Origin of the sequence: Phaeobacter italicus (assembly GCF_001258055.1) — a bacterium.
GTDB lineage: Bacteria > Pseudomonadota > Alphaproteobacteria > Rhodobacterales > Rhodobacteraceae > Phaeobacter > Phaeobacter italicus.
In genome coordinates this window covers 29611-47085 of sequence record NZ_CVRM01000002.1, presented here as the reverse complement: position 1 = coordinate 47085, position 17475 = coordinate 29611, and the positions used below count along the sequence as shown (strand labels likewise).

At 58.6% G+C, this 17475-nt stretch carries 16 protein-coding genes; 9 read left to right on the top strand and 7 right to left on the bottom strand.

Annotated elements, in window-relative coordinates:
* Window positions 1–52: 52 nt before the first annotated feature.
* On the top strand, window positions 53–322 hold the full coding sequence (locus tag NIT7645_RS00845; protein WP_008560034.1) for a DksA/TraR family C4-type zinc finger protein: 270 nt from the start codon (window positions 53–55) through the stop codon (window positions 320–322).
* Between the two features lie 201 nt (window positions 323–523).
* Window positions 524–1645: a serine/threonine protein kinase gene (locus NIT7645_RS00840; RefSeq protein WP_008560358.1), complete on the top strand. Its 1122-nt coding sequence runs from the start codon at window positions 524–526 to the stop codon at window positions 1643–1645.
* 82 nt (window positions 1646–1727) lie between these two features.
* On the opposite strand, the gene NIT7645_RS00835 is transcribed toward NIT7645_RS00840, so the two are convergent.
* From NIT7645_RS00835 to NIT7645_RS00825, 3 genes are all read right to left on the bottom strand, one after another.
* Window positions 1728–3572, bottom strand: a complete 1845-nt coding sequence (locus NIT7645_RS00835; protein WP_008562336.1) for a M3 family oligoendopeptidase — start codon at window positions 3570–3572, stop codon at window positions 1728–1730.
* 106 nt (window positions 3573–3678) lie between these two features.
* Complete coding sequence (locus NIT7645_RS00830) at window positions 3679–4641, bottom strand: alpha/beta fold hydrolase (protein WP_050685795.1); 963 nt, start codon at window positions 4639–4641, stop codon at window positions 3679–3681.
* Window positions 4641–4928: an SCP2 sterol-binding domain-containing protein gene (locus NIT7645_RS00825; protein WP_008560314.1), complete on the bottom strand. Its 288-nt coding sequence runs from the start codon at window positions 4926–4928 to the stop codon at window positions 4641–4643. Before NIT7645_RS00825 ends, NIT7645_RS00830 begins: the two co-directional genes overlap by 1 nt.
* A 98-nt stretch (window positions 4929–5026) precedes the next feature.
* Between NIT7645_RS00825 and NIT7645_RS00820 the strand changes: the two genes are divergently transcribed.
* From NIT7645_RS00820 to NIT7645_RS00800, 5 genes are all read left to right on the top strand, one after another.
* A complete protein-coding gene (locus NIT7645_RS00820; protein WP_008560897.1) occupies window positions 5027–5596 on the top strand; it encodes a tetratricopeptide repeat protein in 570 nt (189 codons plus the stop codon).
* 38 nt (window positions 5597–5634) lie between these two features.
* Window positions 5635–8646, top strand: coding sequence for a helicase-related protein (locus NIT7645_RS00815; protein ID WP_008558922.1), 3012 nt, complete (start codon window positions 5635–5637; stop codon window positions 8644–8646).
* 6 nt (window positions 8647–8652) lie between these two features.
* Window positions 8653–9027: an RNA-binding S4 domain-containing protein gene (locus tag NIT7645_RS00810; protein WP_008562310.1), complete on the top strand. Its 375-nt coding sequence runs from the start codon at window positions 8653–8655 to the stop codon at window positions 9025–9027.
* A 63-nt stretch (window positions 9028–9090) separates the two neighbouring features.
* Window positions 9091–9429, top strand: coding sequence for a ferredoxin FdxA (gene fdxA / locus NIT7645_RS00805; protein ID WP_008559821.1), 339 nt, complete (start codon window positions 9091–9093; stop codon window positions 9427–9429).
* A 419-nt stretch (window positions 9430–9848) separates the two neighbouring features.
* Window positions 9849–10358 carry a CarD family transcriptional regulator gene (locus tag NIT7645_RS00800; RefSeq protein WP_008561409.1) on the top strand — a complete coding sequence of 170 codons (510 nt, stop codon included), beginning with the start codon at window positions 9849–9851 and terminating at the stop codon, window positions 10356–10358.
* 75 nt (window positions 10359–10433) lie between these two features.
* Here the strand turns inward: NIT7645_RS00800 and cobS are convergent, their stop codons facing one another.
* The gene (cobS, locus tag NIT7645_RS00795) at window positions 10434–11192 is read right to left on the bottom strand and encodes an adenosylcobinamide-GDP ribazoletransferase (RefSeq protein WP_008562376.1); all 759 of its coding nucleotides are present in this window, start codon (window positions 11190–11192) and stop codon (window positions 10434–10436) included.
* Between the two features lie 100 nt (window positions 11193–11292).
* Here cobS and cobT point away from each other — a divergent pair, with 100 nt between their 5' ends.
* The gene (cobT, locus tag NIT7645_RS00790) at window positions 11293–12309 is read left to right on the top strand and encodes a nicotinate-nucleotide--dimethylbenzimidazole phosphoribosyltransferase (RefSeq protein WP_008562906.1); all 1017 of its coding nucleotides are present in this window, start codon (window positions 11293–11295) and stop codon (window positions 12307–12309) included.
* 81 nt (window positions 12310–12390) lie between these two features.
* Here cobT and NIT7645_RS00785 read toward each other — a convergent pair whose 3' ends face one another.
* From NIT7645_RS00785 to NIT7645_RS00775, 3 genes are all read right to left on the bottom strand, one after another.
* Window positions 12391–14280 carry a monovalent cation:proton antiporter-2 (CPA2) family protein gene (locus NIT7645_RS00785; protein WP_050685794.1) on the bottom strand — a complete coding sequence of 630 codons (1890 nt, stop codon included), beginning with the start codon at window positions 14278–14280 and terminating at the stop codon, window positions 12391–12393.
* A 165-nt stretch (window positions 14281–14445) separates the two neighbouring features.
* Complete coding sequence (locus NIT7645_RS00780) at window positions 14446–15666, bottom strand: PAS domain-containing protein (protein ID WP_050685791.1); 1221 nt, start codon at window positions 15664–15666, stop codon at window positions 14446–14448.
* Window positions 15667–15727: 61 nt separating this feature from the next.
* A complete protein-coding gene (locus NIT7645_RS00775; protein WP_008562107.1) occupies window positions 15728–16183 on the bottom strand; it encodes an Lrp/AsnC family transcriptional regulator in 456 nt (151 codons plus the stop codon).
* Window positions 16184–16327: 144 nt separating this feature from the next.
* Here NIT7645_RS00775 and hppD point away from each other — a divergent pair, with 144 nt between their 5' ends.
* Window positions 16328–17428, top strand: a complete 1101-nt coding sequence (gene hppD / locus NIT7645_RS00770; protein ID WP_008560374.1) for a 4-hydroxyphenylpyruvate dioxygenase — start codon at window positions 16328–16330, stop codon at window positions 17426–17428.
* The last annotated feature ends 47 nt before the right edge of the window (window positions 17429–17475 follow it).

Sequence of the window (17475 nt, the reverse complement as noted above, 5' to 3'; positions counted from 1 at the left end):
TGTGGATTTGAGCGGCGTGCTATGCTGCTTGCTTAGAAGCAGGAGACAGATCATGGCCGGAGGATGGGCCCGAGACGGGGCAGTCAGCGAACAAATCGAAGCATCCATTGGCGATGAACTCGCCCGGATGAAAGCACGCCGGGCCCCTCAGGGAGAGAGCCGCACTCATTGCGCAGATTGCGACGAGCCGATCCCGGAACCCCGCCGCAAGGCTGTGCCCGGTGTGAAACTCTGCATTGAATGCCAACAAGATCGCGACAGCGCCTTTCAAGCGCGCGGTGGTATCAACCGCCGCGGCTCCAAGGATAGTCAGTTGAAATAATCGCCATCGGAGCTGTGCATATCACTGATGCAAAACATCTTCCCCGGTATCGGGGCGGGTGCTATACCGCTTGCGGGCACATGGGCGATGGCGTCGCCGTAGATAGATCTAACTGCCTCTGAACACGATCCTGTACGCCGGGACTTTCAATCGGGAGATTGAAGGCCCCGCCTTGGTCTCCCCCGACAAGAGGGTGCCAAGATGGCCTGGTCGCCGGAAAAAACTGAAGTCAAAAGCTGGAACGAATGGGACACGCTGCGCCACGTCATCGTGGGGCGTGCCGACGACTGTCACATTCCGCCCGAAGAACCTGCGCTGGACGCGAAGGTGCCGGAAGACAGCGATATGCGCGGCCAGTGGGGCCGCCGCCCGCAGGAAACCATCGACCGTGCGAATGAGCTGTTGGACAATTTCGCCGACCAGCTGCGGGGGCGCGGTATCCGGGTGGATCGTCCGGTCTCCATCGATCATTCGCAGCCCGTGACCACCCCGGATTTCCATACCGACAGCCAGTTCGGCTGCATGCCGCCGCGCGATGTGCTGTTGACCGTCGGCCATGAAATGCTCGAAGCCACCATGTCCTATCGTTGCCGGTGGTTTGAATATCTGAATTACCGCCCGTTGCTGAAGCAGTACTGGGAGGAAGATCCGAATTTCCGCCACGAGGCAGCGCCCAAACCGCGCCTGACGGATGCAGATTATCATCCCGATTATCTCAGCGACAAAATCGGCGAGGCCAAGCGGCTGGAATGGGCCGCAGAGAAGTTTTTCGTCACCACCGAGGAAGAGCCCCTGTTTGACGCAGCCGATGTGCTGCGTTTTGGCAAGGATCTGGTGGTGCAACACGGGTTTACCACCAATCTCAAAGGCATCGAATGGCTGCGCCGCCACTTCCCGGACCACCGTGTCCACACGGTGAATTTTCCGGGCGATCCCTATCCGATCCACATCGACGCCACGTTCACCCCACTGCGTCCGGGGCTGATCCTGAACAACCCGCAGCGCCGCCTGCCGGAGGAGCAGCGCAAGATGTTCAACAAAAACGGCTGGGAGATCGTGGACGCAGCCCAGCCCGCCCACAACACCCCGCCGCCGCTGTGCTATTCCTCGACCTGGCTGTCGATGAACGTACTGGTGTTGGATCCCAAAACCGTCTGCGTTGAGAAATCCGAGGTCTATCAGGCCGAGCAGATGGACAAACTGGGGATGGAAGTGGTCGAGGTCGAGCTGCGTGACGCCTATGCGTTCGGCGGCGGTCTGCACTGCTGCACTGCGGATGTGTACCGTGACGGCGACTGCGAGGATTATTTCCCCAAACAGTGAGCGCCATGCTCTGAGCCATGTGCAGAAAACAAAACGGCCGGGAAGGAAACTTCCCGGCCGTTTTTTGATGGATGTAAAGGAGTTAGCTTTCCATCGCCTCCAGTTCGTCGATCATGTCGGAGATCATGGAAAGGCCCTTGTCCCAGAATGTCGGGTCAGAGGCATCAAGCCCGAAGGGGGCCAGCAATTCCTTGTGGTGTTTGGATCCACCGGCCTTCAACATGTCAAAGTACTTGTCTTCAAAGCCTTCGGCCCCCTCGGCGTAGACCGAATAGAGGGCATTCACCAGCCCGTCGCCGAATGCGTAGGCGTAGACATAGAAGGGGGAGTGCACGAAGTGGGGGATATAGGCCCAGAAGGTTTCATAGCCTTCCATGAAGTCAAAGGCTTCGCCCAGTGACTCTGCCTGAACAGACATCCACAGCGCGTTGATGTCATCGGGGGTCAGCTCTCCCTCGGCGCGGGCAGCGTGCAGTTTGCACTCAAAGTCATAAAACGCGATCTGACGCACGACCGTGTTGATCATGTCTTCGACCTTGCCAGCCAGCAGGATCTTGCGCTCGTTCTGGTCTTTTGCCTTTTCCAGCATTTTCCGGAAGGTCAGCATTTCACCAAAGACAGATGCGGTTTCAGCAAGAGTGAGGGGTGTCGAGGACAGCATCTCGCCCTGTTCCGCCGCCAGTACCTGATGCACGCCGTGGCCAAGCTCGTGCGCGAGGGTCATGACGTCTCGCGGCTTGCCGAGGTAGTTCAGCATCACGTAGGGGTGCACGTCGGTCACCGTAGGGTGGGCAAAAGCACCTGGTGCCTTGCCGGGTTTCACGCCTGCATCAATCCAGCCTTTGTTGAAGAAGGGATCAGCGATCTCACCCATGCGCGGATCAAAGGCGTTGTAGGCCTCCATGACGATGTCGCGAGCTTCCGTCCAGTTGACCACCCGGCTGGTTTCCATCGGCAAGGGGGCATTTCGGTCCCAGACCTGCATGCGATCAAGGCCGAGCCATTTGCGCTTTAGCTCATAGTAGCGGTGCGACAGTTTGGGATAGGCCGCAACAACTGCTTCGCGGAGCGCCTCGACAACTTCGGGCTCGACATGGTTGGACAGATGGCGCCCCATCTGTGGTGACGGCATCCCGCGCCAGCGATCCAGGATCTCTTTTTCCTTGGCCTGGGTGTTGTGAACGCGGGCAAAGATCTTGATGTTGTCCGCAAATACATGCGCCAACTCGCGCGCTGCCGCCTCGCGTTTGCTGCGGTCCTGTTCGGTCAAGAGGTTCAGCGTGCCTTCGATGTTGAGCTCTTCGCCATCCACGGTGAAGGACAGGCCGGCGATGGTTTCATCAAACAGCCGTTCCCACGCATCTCCGACCACGCCGAGATCATGCAGAAATTTCTCCAACTCATCGGACAGCTGGTAAGGCTTCATCGCGCGAATGCGGTCAAAAACCGGCTTGTAGCGGGCCAGGTCACTGTTGGCGGCGAAATGCGCCTCCAGCTGGTTGTCTTCGATCCGGTTGATTTCAAGAGTGAAAAAGACAAGCGGCGTGGTGAAGATCGTGATCTTCTCCTGCATGTCAGACATGAATTTGGCCCGGCCCGCATCAGTGGTCAGCTGATAGTAGCGCAGGCCCGCGAACGACATGATCCGCCCGGCAATCGCGTTGATCTTTTCGTTGCGCAGCACACAGGACAGCAGACCGTCAGCGTCGAGCTCTGCCAGCTTGCCCTCGTAATCTGCTGCAAAGGCTGCGCATTCTTTTTCGAGCCACGCGAGATCGCGGACCAGCTCTGCCGCGTCTTCAGAGGTGTAGAGATCGCTCAGATCCCATTCAGGCAGGTTGCCCAGCCCATCCGGTCCGGCCCCGCCTGCGGCATTGGCGTTTGCGTCTCGCAGAAGGTCGCGGTCAAGGAAGGGGGCTTTGAACATCTGAGCACCTCGATTGTTTCTGTTTATGGCAGAACATCTAAGGCCCGTTCAGACGGATCACAAGCGAGCCACGGCGCGCGATGGCGGTTTTCTGGAATGAGAAAGGTCAGCCTGGGTATTGGTCAAACAGCCGAACCATCCTGTCAAAGACCTCTCTGCGGATGTCTGGGCCTTCCATCATCACCTCATGCTGTGCGGTATCCACCATCACCAGTTCGCCGCCAGGCCAGCGGGCCATGCGGTCGTGGATGGCGGCAGTGTTCACGATCTGCTCGTTGGTGCCGAGAAAGGTAACGCAGGGCAGGGCGGGCGAGGCATTGGCAGCCAGGCTTGCGCATTCGGCCATGCTTTCCGTGAGCCACTGAACGGTTGGCCCACCCAGCGACAGATCCGGCTGCGCCGCAAGCTGATCCTGCATCATGCGGTACATATCCGGATCATTGGTCAGCGTGTTGTCTTCAAAGGGGCTGGCTTGGACATAGGCCTCAACCGTCGTTGTCGGGGTGCGCAGCTTTGCCAGCCCGAACCGAGGACCTAGCGCGCCGAGAACCCGGGCAACGGGGCGCAACGCGGCGGGGATCTGAATGCCCCACATGGGGGCCGAAAAGGCGCAGGCATTGACCGGCAAACCGTTGATTGCCGCCCGCAGCCCGATAGCGCCGCCCATCGAATGACCAAGAAGATACCAGGGTTTGGGCAGGGCGAGCCGCTCAGCGAGGCGGACCGCGGCCTCCACATCTTTCTGAAAGTCGAGAAAGGCCTCGACGTGGCCGAGCAGTCGATCGGGCAGCATCCGATCCGCGAGCCCTTGGCCGCGCCAATCAACGCTAAGTGTGGCATAGCCGCGTTCGGCCAAGTCGGCGGCGGCGGGCCCGTATTTCTCTATGTATTCCGTGCGTCCGGGAAACAGCAGGACTGTGCCCTTTGTTGTCGCGTTAGAACGCCAATGGCCCACACGTATCCGCAGGCCATCGCTTGTTCTTACCCAATGGGCCGCTCCACCGGCCGGGCCCTGCGCGATGTCGGCAAAGAACGGGGCGGGGGTCGGCTCCATCAGGGGGGCGTCCATCAGGCCATCGCCGACGCCAGCTTCATCGCGGTGCCCATGTCACCGTCGATGGTAAGCTTGCCGCTCATGAAGGCGGCGGTCGGGTTCAGTTCGCCCTCGATGATGGCCTGAAAGGTTTCCGCATCCGCGGTCATGGTGACATCCGCGTCGTCATCGCCCACCCGCGCGCCGTTCTGGTCCAACACGATGGAACCCATTTCGGTGATCTCGAATTTGGCGGAGCCGTCAAAGCCGCCGTCCATCTTTGCATTCAGCGTTTCTGCTGCTTGTGTCAGCGTGTCGCTCATTGGTCGTCCTCAATTTTGGATCGCAGCCCGCAATTTTATGTGAGGGAAGGGCCCTCTGCTCTGGAAAACGCCGGCTGCGCGGTTACACTCAATGCATCATGGTTGCAAAACTCTCCAAGCTCAAAGCTATCGTGGCGGCAACGTGTTTGACAGCCCTCATTTCGCTTGCGCCGCAAGTTGAGGCCCAAGTCGCGAAAACCGAAACTGATCTGCTTGCCCAGTTGGCAGACGCTGACCCGAAGGACGCGGTTGCAATCGACCGCGCATTGCAGGCCATCTGGCGCAAAAGTGGATCGCCGGCGATGGATTTCCTGCTGCAGCGCGGGCTTGATGCGCTGGAGCGGGGAGAGCCTCAGATGGCGGTGGAGCATCTGACCGCACTAACGGACCACGCGCCGGATTTCGCCAAAGGCTGGTATGAACGCGCACGTGCCTATTTCTCTGTGGGGTTATTTGGTCCTGCAGTGGCGGATCTGGAGCGTGCGCTGACCCTCAACCCAGATGACTACAACGCCATCTTTGCCTTGGGGACGATGTTTGAACAGTTCAACGACCCCGACCGGGCCTATGAGGCCTATCAACGTGCGCAGGCTATACATCCGCACCACGAGCAGATAACCAGCGCCCTTGAGCGGTTGAAAGATACCGTCGAAGGCAAGGAACTTTGAGGCCGGACAGCGGTTCGGCCCGGGTGTGAGGATAAGACATGACAGGCGCGCAGATTTCCGGTGACCGCCGCATTGTTGCGGTGCTGGGGCCAACCAACACCGGCAAGACCCACTACGCGATCGAGCGCATGTTGGGTTATCGCACCGGGATTATGGGCTTTCCCCTGCGGCTCCTGGCGAGGGAGGTCTATGACAAGGTTGTCGCCGCACGGGGGCCTTCGGTTGTGGCGCTGGTCACCGGCGAAGAGCGGATCGTCCCGCCCCGCGCTCAGTACTGGATCTGTACCGTCGAAGCGATGCCTGAAGGCATGGGGTGCGATTTTCTGGCAATCGACGAAATTCAACTCTGCGCCGACCCAGAGCGCGGCCATGTGTTCACGGATCGCCTGCTGCGGGCGCGTGGCACCCGTGAGACGTTGTTCCTGGGCGCTGATACCATGCGCGGGCCGATCTCTGCGCTTGTGCCTGGCGTGCAGTTCATGCGCCGCGAACGGATGTCGGATCTGGTCTATTCGGGATCCAAGAAAATCAGCCGAATGCCGCCGCGCACCGCGATCGTTGGTTTCTCCATCGACAATGTCTACGCCATCGCGGAGCTGATCCGCCGCCAGAAAGGTGGGGCTGCGGTCGTGATGGGGGCGCTGAGCCCCAGAACGCGCAACGCGCAGGTCGCCATGTACCAGAATGGTGAGGTTGATTATCTGGTGGCGACAGATGCCATCGGAATGGGGCTGAACCTGGATATCGATCATGTGGCGTTCTCTTCGCTGAGCAAGTTCGATGGCCGCCGGATGCGTCAGCTCGCCCCCAATGAACTGGCGCAGATTGCCGGACGGGCCGGTCGTGGCATGAGCCATGGCAGTTTCGGGGTAACAGGTGACGCCCCGCCGCTTGATGATGGCGTGGCCCAAGCCATCATGGAGCATCGGTTTACCCCGCTCAAAAAACTCAACTGGCGCAACTCGGCGCTCCAGTTTGGCACCGTAGAGGCGCTGATCCGTTCGCTCGAATCACCGCCGCAGGACGAAACGCTGGTGCGCGCCCGTGAGGCGGATGATTTGATCGCTCTCAAATCCCTTTCTCAGCAGGATGAGATTCTGGCGCGCACAACCAACGCGCAGTCGGTCCGCTTGCTGTGGGATGTTTGCCGTGTTCCGGACTTTCGCGGCATTTCCCAGTCGGAACACTCTGGTCTTTTGGGTGTTCTATTCCAATATCTGCATGGGTCTGGGGTTGTTCCTGACGATTGGCTGGCCCGCCAGATCAAGCGGATTGACCGCGTTGATGGTGACATTGACGCATTGTCGAAACGTTTGGCCTTTATTCGAACTTGGACTTATGTTGCGCAACGCAACGGGTGGGTTCGTGATGAAAGTCATTGGCGTGGCGAAACCCGCGCTGTAGAAGACAGGTTGTCGGACGCCTTGCACGAACGTCTGACTCAGCGATTTGTGGACCGGCGCACATCCGTGCTTTTGCGCCGGCTCAAACAGAAGGAGGCCCTTTTGGCCGAAGTAAATGACAAGGGTGAAGTGACCGTCGAAGGTGAATTCGTTGGTCGTCTCGAAGGGTTCCGGTTCTCGCCGGACAAAGGCGCCCAAGGCGCCGAAGCCAAGGCGCTGAAGTCCGCGTCCATGCAGGCGCTCGCACCGCAATTCCATCTGCGCGCCGATCGTTTTTACAACGCTCCCGATACCGAAATCGACTTTACCGATCAGGGTGGCCTGATGTGGGGTGAACATGCGGTCGGCAAATTGGTTGCCGGCGCAGACCCGCTGAACCCGCAGATCGAAGTCTTCGTGGACGAGGCCGCAGGCCCTGACGTTGCCCAAAAGGTCGAACGCCGCCTTCAGCATTTTATTTCCCGCAAGGTCAATGCGCTGTTTGAGCCGCTTTTGAACCTGCAGCGCGATGAAGAACTGACCGGGCTTGCCCGTGGTTTCGCCTTCCGCATGGTCGAGGCACTGGGCATCCTGCCGCGCGCTGCCGTCGCGCAGGAAGTCAAGGATCTGGATCAGGACGCCCGTGGTGCGCTGCGCAAGCATGGCATTCGCTTTGGCCAGTTCACGATCTTCATGCCGCTTCTGCTCAAGCCCGCTCCAACGCGTCTGCGTCTGGTGCTTTGGGCGCTGTCGCAGGGCCTGAGCGAGTTCCCCGACTCGCCGCCCGCTGGTCTGGTGACAGTTCCCGTGAACGCCGATGCGCCCGAGGGCTATGATACCATGTGCGGGTATCGCAATGCTGGCGAACGGATGATCCGCATCGACATGCTGGAGCGCCTCGCAGACATGCTGCGCAATGAAGACAGCCGTGGCGGTTTCGAAGCGAAGCCCGACATGCTGTCGATCACTGGCATGACGCTGGAGCAGTTCGCAGACCTGATGCAGGGGCTGGGTTATAACGCTGACAAAGGTGAGCGGATCAAAGCCAAGCCCGTTGATGCGGTTGTCACCGAAACGGGTACCCCTGCTGCAGATGTTCCGGTCATGGACGCCGCGCAGCAGGCGGAAAACACACCCGCAGCGGCTCCTGATGAAACCGATACTGCAGCAGTCACGGAAGATAACGCTGTTGCAGGTGTGACCCCGGCCGATGTTCCGGCAGAGGTCGCCAACATCGCTGATGCTGGCGCTGCTCCGGTTGCGGAAACACTTGCCGATGCTGCCGCCTCAGATCCGATCCCGGAAACTGCGGAAATCGAAACCCCTGTGGGTGACGCGGCAGACGCCAAGGTCGAAGAGCAGGAGATGGAAGTCTTCTACACCTTCACCTGGGGCCGTGCTCGCAATGCCAAAGGTGGCCAGCGTGGCGCAGGTCGTCGCGGTCAGCAGGCAGGCGACGGCGAAGGCCGCGGTGGCGCAAAGCGTGGCGGTGACGGCCCTCGTGGCAAAGGTGGAAAACCGCGCGGCGGCAAGCCTGGCAAGAAGGGCGGTCCGCGTCAGGATCAGGGAAGCAAGACCTATTCGGCCCGTCCGCCGAAGAAGGAAAAGCAGATCGATCCGGACAACCCCTTTGCAGCGGCTCTCATGGGGCTGAAGCAAGGCGACTGATCGCTCATGACGCCGCCGTCTGAAAAGATCAGGATCGACAAATGGCTGTGGCAGGCCCGGTTCTTCAAGACCCGGAGCCTGTCCTCGAAACTGGTCAGCGGCGGCCATTTGCGTCTGAATGGCGCGAAGATCTCAAAACCGGCTCAGAACGTCACCATCGGTGATGTTCTGACCTTTCCGCAGGGCAACATCATCCGTACCGTCCGCGTTGAGGCCTTGGGAACACGTCGTGGGCCCGCCCCAGAGGCCCAGGGGCTGTACTTTGATTTGACTGAAAAGCAGGATCCTGTGCCGCGAAATCCGCGATACGAGGGAAAAGGTCGCCCAGACAAGAAAGAGCGCAGGGCGCTTGATCTTAGTCGCAAAGATACAGCGTTTTGACACCTTGAAGCCGGGCGACTTGTGAATTAGCTATTCGCGAAACAGCTACGGGACTCGCCCACCATGACCTACGTCGTTACGGACAACTGCATCGCCTGCAAATACACAGACTGTGTCGAAGTCTGCCCGGTGGATTGTTTCTACGAGGGTGAGAACACGCTGGTCATCCATCCGGATGAATGCATCGACTGTGGCGTCTGTGAGCCAGAATGCCCGGCAGATGCGATCCGTCCTGACACAGAGCCGGATATGGACAAGTGGGTTGAATTCAACCGCAAATATTCCGAGATGTGGCCTGTCATCGTGTCCAAGAAAGACCCGCTTCCCGACGCAGAAGAGCGTGATGGCGAAGAAGGTAAACTGGAGAAATACTTCTCCGAGGCACCTGGCGAAGGCGGATAATCAAAAAATGTTCCGGACCACCCAATCGGGTGGTCTTTGCCATTCCGGCACCGTGTTCGGTGGCTGATCGCTGTGATCAGCCGAGTCGTTTGCGGTGCTGTCTGTCGCTCAGATATCGCGCAATTGGGCAGAAACCTGCCCGATCTGCCCTAAAAACAGGAATTTGCTCCTTGGTTTCGGGGCTGCGTGGCTGGTGTTGGCCGGGCACTGTCTTTTTTCAGGGCGAAAAATGTGATATGGTGATTTCATAATTGAGCAATCAACGGATGCCCGCCTCGGCTGTGCGCGCTGTGCTGCACGGTCTTGTTGGCGGCTTTTCTGCGACATCTCGAACGACGCGGATCGCGTGATCTACGCGCCGTGAGAGCTGTTGTGGCCTTGTCGGCAGGAGAGCCGACACATAGCGAGGAAAGACCTGTATGACCAAATCGAAGAAGCCAGAGTTTCGGCCTGACGACTATGTTGTGTATCCGGCCCACGGTGTTGGCCAGATCATTTCGATCGAAGAACAGGAAGTGGCCGGTTTCAAGCTGGAGCTTTTCGTAATCACCTTCGAAAAGGACAAGATGACCCTGCGGGTGCCGACGCACAAGGCAACCGAAATCGGGATGCGTTCGCTCAGCTCGCCTGACGTGATCGCCAAAGCCATGACGACCCTCAAGGGGAAAGCCAAGGTCAAGCGCGCCATGTGGTCCCGTCGTGCGCAGGAATATGAGCAGAAGATCAACTCTGGTGATCTGATCTCGATTGCTGAGGTGGTGCGCGATTTGCACCGCACGGATGACCAGCGTGAGCAAAGCTACTCTGAGCGCCAGCTGTATGAAGCCGCGTTGGAGCGTCTGACCCGCGAAGTGGCAGCCGTGTCCGGTGGTGACGAGATTTCGGCAGCCAAGCAGGTGGATGAGGTTCTGACCTCCCGCGCTGCCTGATTTCCGTATCAGCCAACGAAAAAGGGTCGCGCCAGACGGTGCGACCCTTTTTTCATGCGCGAGATGTGTCTTGCGTCAGGAGCATATGGCAACCAGGGCAAGCAGCCCTGCAATCTCGCTGATCTGTTGCGTCGCCCCCAGGACATCACCAGTTTGCCCGCCGATCTTCCGCTTTGCGAGGGCGACAATGCCCCAGGTCGCAACAGCCATGACCAGCAGCACCAGCCACGTCGCCCAGCCTGCAACAAACAGTCCGACGAACAGGGCGCTCAGGACGCCGATCACAGCGGGCGCCTTTTGTGGGCGACCGACAGATTGCGACAGGCCATGTCCGCGCGCATTGGGCAGCGCTGTCATCACAACTGGCATCATTGATCGGCTCAACATGGCCAGGGGGACAAGCACCCAGATGCCCGGGCCAGCAATCAGCGTGCCTAGCGCGGTCCAACGCAGTCCAATGCCAAGGATAAGCGCAAGAACGCCGTAAGTGCCGATCTGGCTGTCCTTCATGATCTCAAGTCTGCGCGCCCGCTCAAATCCGCCCCAGAACCCATCAGCGGTATCGGCAAGCCCGTCCTCATGCATCGCGCCAGTCAGGAGGATCTGCACACCGATGGCAATTCCCGCTGAAATCGCGGGGCTTAGCCCCGCCCAGACGGCCACTGACACTGCGAGACAAGCCGCCAGCGCAACCGCAAAACCGGCAATAGGGAAGGCCCATACAGCCTTGGATTGTCTGGCAAAGTCGGTTTTGTTCAAGTGCGGCAGGGGAAGCCGGGTCAACAAAACCAGTGAGAGCAGGATATCTGTAATCAGGATGTCGTTTTTTCGCATAAGCAGGGCTCTGGCAGGACTTGCGGTATGAGGGGTTCCGGGTACATACGGTTAAACCGCTTTACCTGCGACGACCCCTTCGATGCAATGAGGCTTTGCAATGCTGTCACCGCTCTTTTCACTTGATCAATTTCGGGCCCAGTTGGCCGAGACACCTGGCGTTGACGCGCAGGCTGAAACTGCTGCCGCCGAACGCAACGGTCAGCTGACCAAACCACCGGGTTCTTTGGGCCGCCTTGAAGATCTGGCGATCTGGTACAGCAGTTGGCGTGGCAATCCCCGTCCAACGATCAGCGCGCCGCAGGTTATCATCTTTGCTGGCAATCATGGTGTTGTGGCCCAGGGGGTTTCGGCCTTTCCGGGTGAGGTGACGGCGCAGATGGTTGGGAACTTCCAGAACGGTGGCGCTGCGATCAACCAGCTGTCCAAGCTGGCAGGCGCGCGTTTGGATGTGCACAGCCTGGATCTGGATCGCCCGACCAAGGATTTCACCAAAGACGCAGCCATGTCTGAGGAGGAGCTTTTGGCCGCGCTGCAGACCGGCTGGAACGCGGTTGACCCGCAAGCCGATCTGCTGGTCGTTGGTGAGATGGGCATCGGCAATACCACTCCGGCGGCGGCACTGGCCTGCGCGCTGTTTGGCGGAGAGGCAGCCGATTGGACGGGCCGTGGAACCGGCGTGGACGATGCGGGCCTGGCAATCAAGACGCGGGTTGTTGCCGAGGGGGTGGCCCTTCATGACGACCATATCACGGATGGGATCGAGGCGCTGCGCCGTTTGGGCGGGCGTGAGATCGCGGCGATGGCTGGCGCGATGGTTGCGGCGCGGATGCTGCGCATTCCTGTTATTCTGGATGGCTTCATCTGCTGTGCTGCCGCGGCCTGCCTGATGAAAACCCACCCTGATGCGCTTGATCATGCTGTCGCGGGACACCAGAGCGCTGAAGGTGCACATGCGGCCCTTCTGAAAGAACTGGGCAAACCGCCGTTCCTGTCCCTTGATCTGCGCTTGGGCGAAGGCTCTGGCGCGGCTCTGGCAATCCAGATCGTTCGTGGTGCAATTGCGTGCCACAGCGGCATGGCGACATTTGCCGAAGCAGGTGTTGCAGACGGCTGATCTGCCGATCTGAATACGTATGATCCAAACCAAAAAGGGCAGCTTCGGGCTGCCCTTTTTTGTGTTTTCTGAGTACTGCCTTTACGCCGATTTGTCCTTCGCGGTGCGCGCCTCGATCATTTCAAGGACCGCAGTTTCGAGGTCTTTTTCAAGATTGCGAGCCTTGGCAATGTATTCGGGATTGTCAGCTGTCGGCACACCCGGTTTCCAGACGCCTGCCAGCTCGCGCACAGCCTGACGGTCGTGGGCATAGAAAGTCTGTTCCGCTTCTGCCGCCTCGTATTCGCTGAGCCCTATGTTCTCCAGCACATAGCGTCCGGCACGCAGCGAGGCATCAAAGACCTCGCGGACGATATCATTGGCCCCAGCCTGATAAAGCGCATAGACATGATTGCGGTCATAGGCACGCGCGACGATATGAAGGTCTGGATGGCCGCGGCGGGCGTGCGCCACCAGCCTCAGCGCGGCCTCTTTGTCATCAAGGGCGACAACCAGAACACGGGCCTTGGAGATGCCCGCCGCCTTTAGCAGTTCGGGGCGGGTGGGATCGCCCAGGAAACTCTTCACGCCGAAGCGGCGCATCAGCTGGACGGATTCCATGTTGCTGTCCAGAACAACCGTATTGAACCCGCTTGCGCGCACCAGCCGGTTGACGATCTGCCCAAAGCGGCCAATGCCTGCGATGATAACGGGGCCTTCCTCGTCGATCTCGTCTGCCTCATGCTCCTTCGGGGCGTCTTTGCTGTATTTCGACAGGAGATCATAGAGGATGAACAGAAGCGGCGTGATCAGCATCGACAGGGCGATGATCAGCAGAAGTTTTTCCGACAGGGCAGGCGGGACGACATTCAGCTGGCGGGAGAAGGCCAGCAGGACAAATCCAAACTCACCGGCCTGCGCGAGCCCAAACGTGAACAGCCAGTGATCGCGTTTCTTGAGGCCAAAGGATTTCCCAACAAAGTAAAGCACGACCCCCTTTGCCACGATCACAAGAAGGGCAAGACCGATCAGATCACCGGGTTCTGCAAGAAAGAGCCGATAGTTGATACCAGCGCCGACGGTGATGAAGAACAGGCCAAGCAGGAGCCCCTTGAAGGGATTGAGGTCGCTTTCCAGCTCGTGCCGGAATTCGCTGTTGGCAAGCACAACACCGGCAAGGAACGCCCCCAGTGCGGGGGAGAGCCCAACCAGCGTCATCAGAAAGGAAATCCCGACAACGATCATCAGCGCCAGCGCAGTGTACATTTCCCGCAGATTTGAGGCGTGAATGAAGCGGAAGACGGGGCGGGTCAGGTAAACACCGGCCAGAATGATCGCGCCGACGGCCGCGATGGTCACCAACGTAACCCCCCACCCTGGCAGGCCTTCGACCAGTGACAGGGTGGCGTGGCCGTGGGCGCCATGACCGTCTTCGGCAGCGCGGGTGATTGACCCGTCGCCATTGAACTGCGCCGCATTTTTGACGGCCAGAAGGGGCAAAAGCGCAAGTATCGGGATCACCGCGATATCCTGGGTCAGCAACACCGAAAAGGTCGCCCGCCCGCCTCCTGTTCGCATCAATCCCTTTTCAGATAGGGTTTGAAGCACGATCGCTGTCGAAGACAGAGAGAGGGCCAGACCGATGGCCAGACCGACCTGCCAGGTCTCACCTGCCAGCATCGCGGCGCCCATCAGGGCAATTGTACTGAGAAGGATTTGAAGTCCGCCAAGCCCGATGAGCTTGTGCCGCATGGCCCATAGCGCGCGTGGTTCCAGCTCCAGGCCGATCAGGAAAAGCATCATCACCACGCCGAATTCGGCGAAGTGGCGAAGGTCTTCTGTTTCGCTTCCGACCAGCCCCAGAACCGGGCCAATGATGATGCCAGCGGCCAGATACCCAAGAACAGAACCCAGCCCCAAGCGCGCGGCAATGGGGACGGCGATTACAGCGGCGGCGAGGTAAATTGTCGCCTGATAGAGAAAAGCATCCATGGTGCCATGATATCGCAAGCAGATTGCGGGATGGCAACTTTTAACATCTTAAACTGGCAGTGGTTACAGGTCTTGCGAGATGGCGAGCCCTGCATTTGTCATATGCCCGAAAAAGTTGCGCCGCCCGACCACAGGTTTGATCCGGCGGATGGCGGCGCAGCTGTTCTAGTGTTCCAGAGCCCGGATTTCAGTGCTCAGCTTGGCGATCTTTTCCAGGCGATGTGAAATACGTTCCTGGAAGACACCAAGCTGGTCGATGATATCGGCCAGTGTATCCCCAGATTCCGGCAGACGGGCGCTCTCGATCTTGCACAGGACGCGGGTGGAGCTGAGGCCGAGGAAATGACGGTGCATGACCTGACAGGCATTTGTGATGCGCATCGCTTCCCGTTCCACTTGGTCCAGGCCTTTGCGCGCACCGTCGAGCTGTTGCTTGACCAGATCAGCGAGCACCTGGCGCTCTGATTCCATGTCGATCTCGCCAAGGCCACGGCGTTCCTTTTGAAGCTGGATATCGCATTCCTTGAGAATGCGCGCCATGCAGTCAACAAAGAGAGAGTTGTTTACCGCGGCTTCGATAACGGCAAAGTTGCTGTCCTTGCCCATCACATGGGCCTCAAACCAGTCGGACATTGCCCGTGACATGGAGCCGTAGTTCTGGGAGAGAACCGTGACAGGGCCACCTGCCGGTTCAATGCGCGACGCAATCACACGCAAGTTGTGCGGGATGGTGTGCATGGCGTCAAAGTCGCGGATCAGACCTTCGGTTTCTTTGACAAGGGTCTTTGCGTTTTCCTGCATCTTGCGCAGGCCTGCAATTTTCCGGTCGGGTTCGTTTTTCAGACCGATGTCGCGCGACAGGAGTTCCTCGCTCAACGCGTGGGTTGAAAACTGCGTGTAGTCGTCAAATCCCAGATCCTGGATCATCTGGGTGAGCCGCTCGGCGCTCTCTTCGGGAGAGAGATCTTCATTCTGCTCGGCGGATAGAAGGTCGGCGTAGACCTTGCGTACCGTGTCAAAAACGGCGCTTGTCGGTTTGATGCGGGCCGACAGGTAGCCATCACCGCAAGGGACAACGACCGCATAAACCCAATAATACAGACCGTCCTTGGACTTGTTCTTGACGTAGGCGCCGATGGTTTTGCCGCTTTTGATGGTGTCCCAGAATACCTGAAATACACCTTTCGGCATATCCTGGTGCCTTATAATTTTATGTGGTGCGCCAAGCAGCTCGTCCCATTCGTAATGGGCAACCCGGCGGAACACATAGTTCCCGGTCACGATCACGCCGCGGCTGTCTGTCCGCGAAAAGAATACTTCATTCAGCGCAAACGGTGCCTCCCCCCGGGAAGGGCGGCTTTCAATTCGGCGATCTACAAAGGACACGGTTTTATCCTATTTCAAAGTCAGTGCCCTCTGAAACTACAGGATGTTCCTTCACGGACTCTTAAGTCGGAAGCGGCGCGTCGCTTTTTAATTGATCCATGACAATCTGGCTCTGAACCCGCGCGACGGTCGGATGGGGGAGGAGAACCTCGTGGAGGAGGCGGTTTAACTCCCCCAAATCGCTGCAGAAAACCCGCAGCAGATAGTCAGCTTCGCCAGTCATCGTCCAGGCGGAAGTGATCTCGGGTCGGGTGCGGACAAGTCGTGAAAATTGTTCTGATTGTTCAGGTCCGTGGCTACCAAGGTGGACCTGGACGAATCCTTGCACGCTCAACCCCAACTTGTTTGGGTCCAGTCGTGCGGCATAGCCTTTGATATAGCCTTCAGTCTCAAGCCGTTGTCTGCGTCGTCCTGCTTGGCTGGGGGAAAGGTTGAGCAAGTCCCCCAGCTGTTGCGCGGTGAGATGCGCGTCCTTTTGCAGGGCAGAGAGCAGCATTTGATCCGTTGCATCCAGCATATGCGTGATTTTCCCCAAAATTACGCCCAATGCGCGTGAACTGCGCGGGGTTTCGTTATTATGCACTGTAGTATGCGCAAAACAAGCATGGGATATGCGGTATTTTGGATGCAGCTAAACAGTCATCCAATTGGAGGAAGCCAGATGGGTCCTTTCCCGCATAACGCACCAAAGTCCGTGATCAGCGCTGAAAATCCGGCCGGAACCGATGGGTTCGAATTCGTGGAATTTGCCCATCCGGAGCCGCAGGAGCTGCGCGATCTCTTCACCCGCATGGGTTACGAGATGGTTGCACGCCACAAGGCAAAACCAGGGATCGAACTGTGGCAGCAGGGCGATATCACCTATATTCTGAACGCTGAGGCGGGCAGCTTTGCCGAGAAGTTCGTCGCCGAACACGGCCCCTGTGCCCCGTCGATGGGCTGGCGGGTTGTCGATGCGCAAAAGGCTTACGAGCATGCGATTGCGAAAGGTGCCGAAGCCTATGATGGCGATGACAAGACGATGGATGTGCCCGCCATCAAGGGGATCGGTGGCTCGCTCATCTACTTCATCGACCAGTATTATGACACCTCGCCCTATAACGAGGAGTTCGAGTGGCTGAAGCAGTCCAAGCCGCGCGGTGTGGGCTTTTACTATCTCGATCACCTCACCCACAATGTCTACAAAGGCAACATGGACAAGTGGTTCAAGTTCTATGGTGAGCTGTTCAACTTCAAGGAAATCCGCTTCTTCGACATCGAGGGCAAGTTCACAGGTCTGCTCAGCCGCGCGCTGACCTCGCCCTGCGGTCGCATCCGGATCCCGATCAACGAAGATCGTGGTGAGACCGGGCAGATTGTGTCCTACCTCAAGAAGTACAAGGGCGAGGGCATTCAGCATATCGCGGTTGGCACCGAAGATATTTATGATTCCACCGACGAGATTTCTGATCGCGGCATCAAGTTCATGCCGGCGCCTCCGGCCGCGTACTACGAGATGAGCCACGAGCGCGTTGTTGGCCACGAAGAACCCCTGGAGCGCATGCAGAAGCATGGGATTCTGATTGATGGCGAGGGCGTTGTGGATGGCGGAGAAACCAAGATCCTGCTGCAGATCTTCTCTAAAACCGTGATCGGGCCGATCTTTTTTGAGTTCATCCAGCGCAAAGGTGACGACGGCTTTGGCGAAGGAAACTTCAAAGCCCTGTTCGAATCCATCGAGCGTGAGCAGATCGCAAACGGAGAGATCCAGGCGGCTGAGTAATGCCATCAAACGGACAAAACAAAAAACCGGGCCACTTGGCCCGGTTT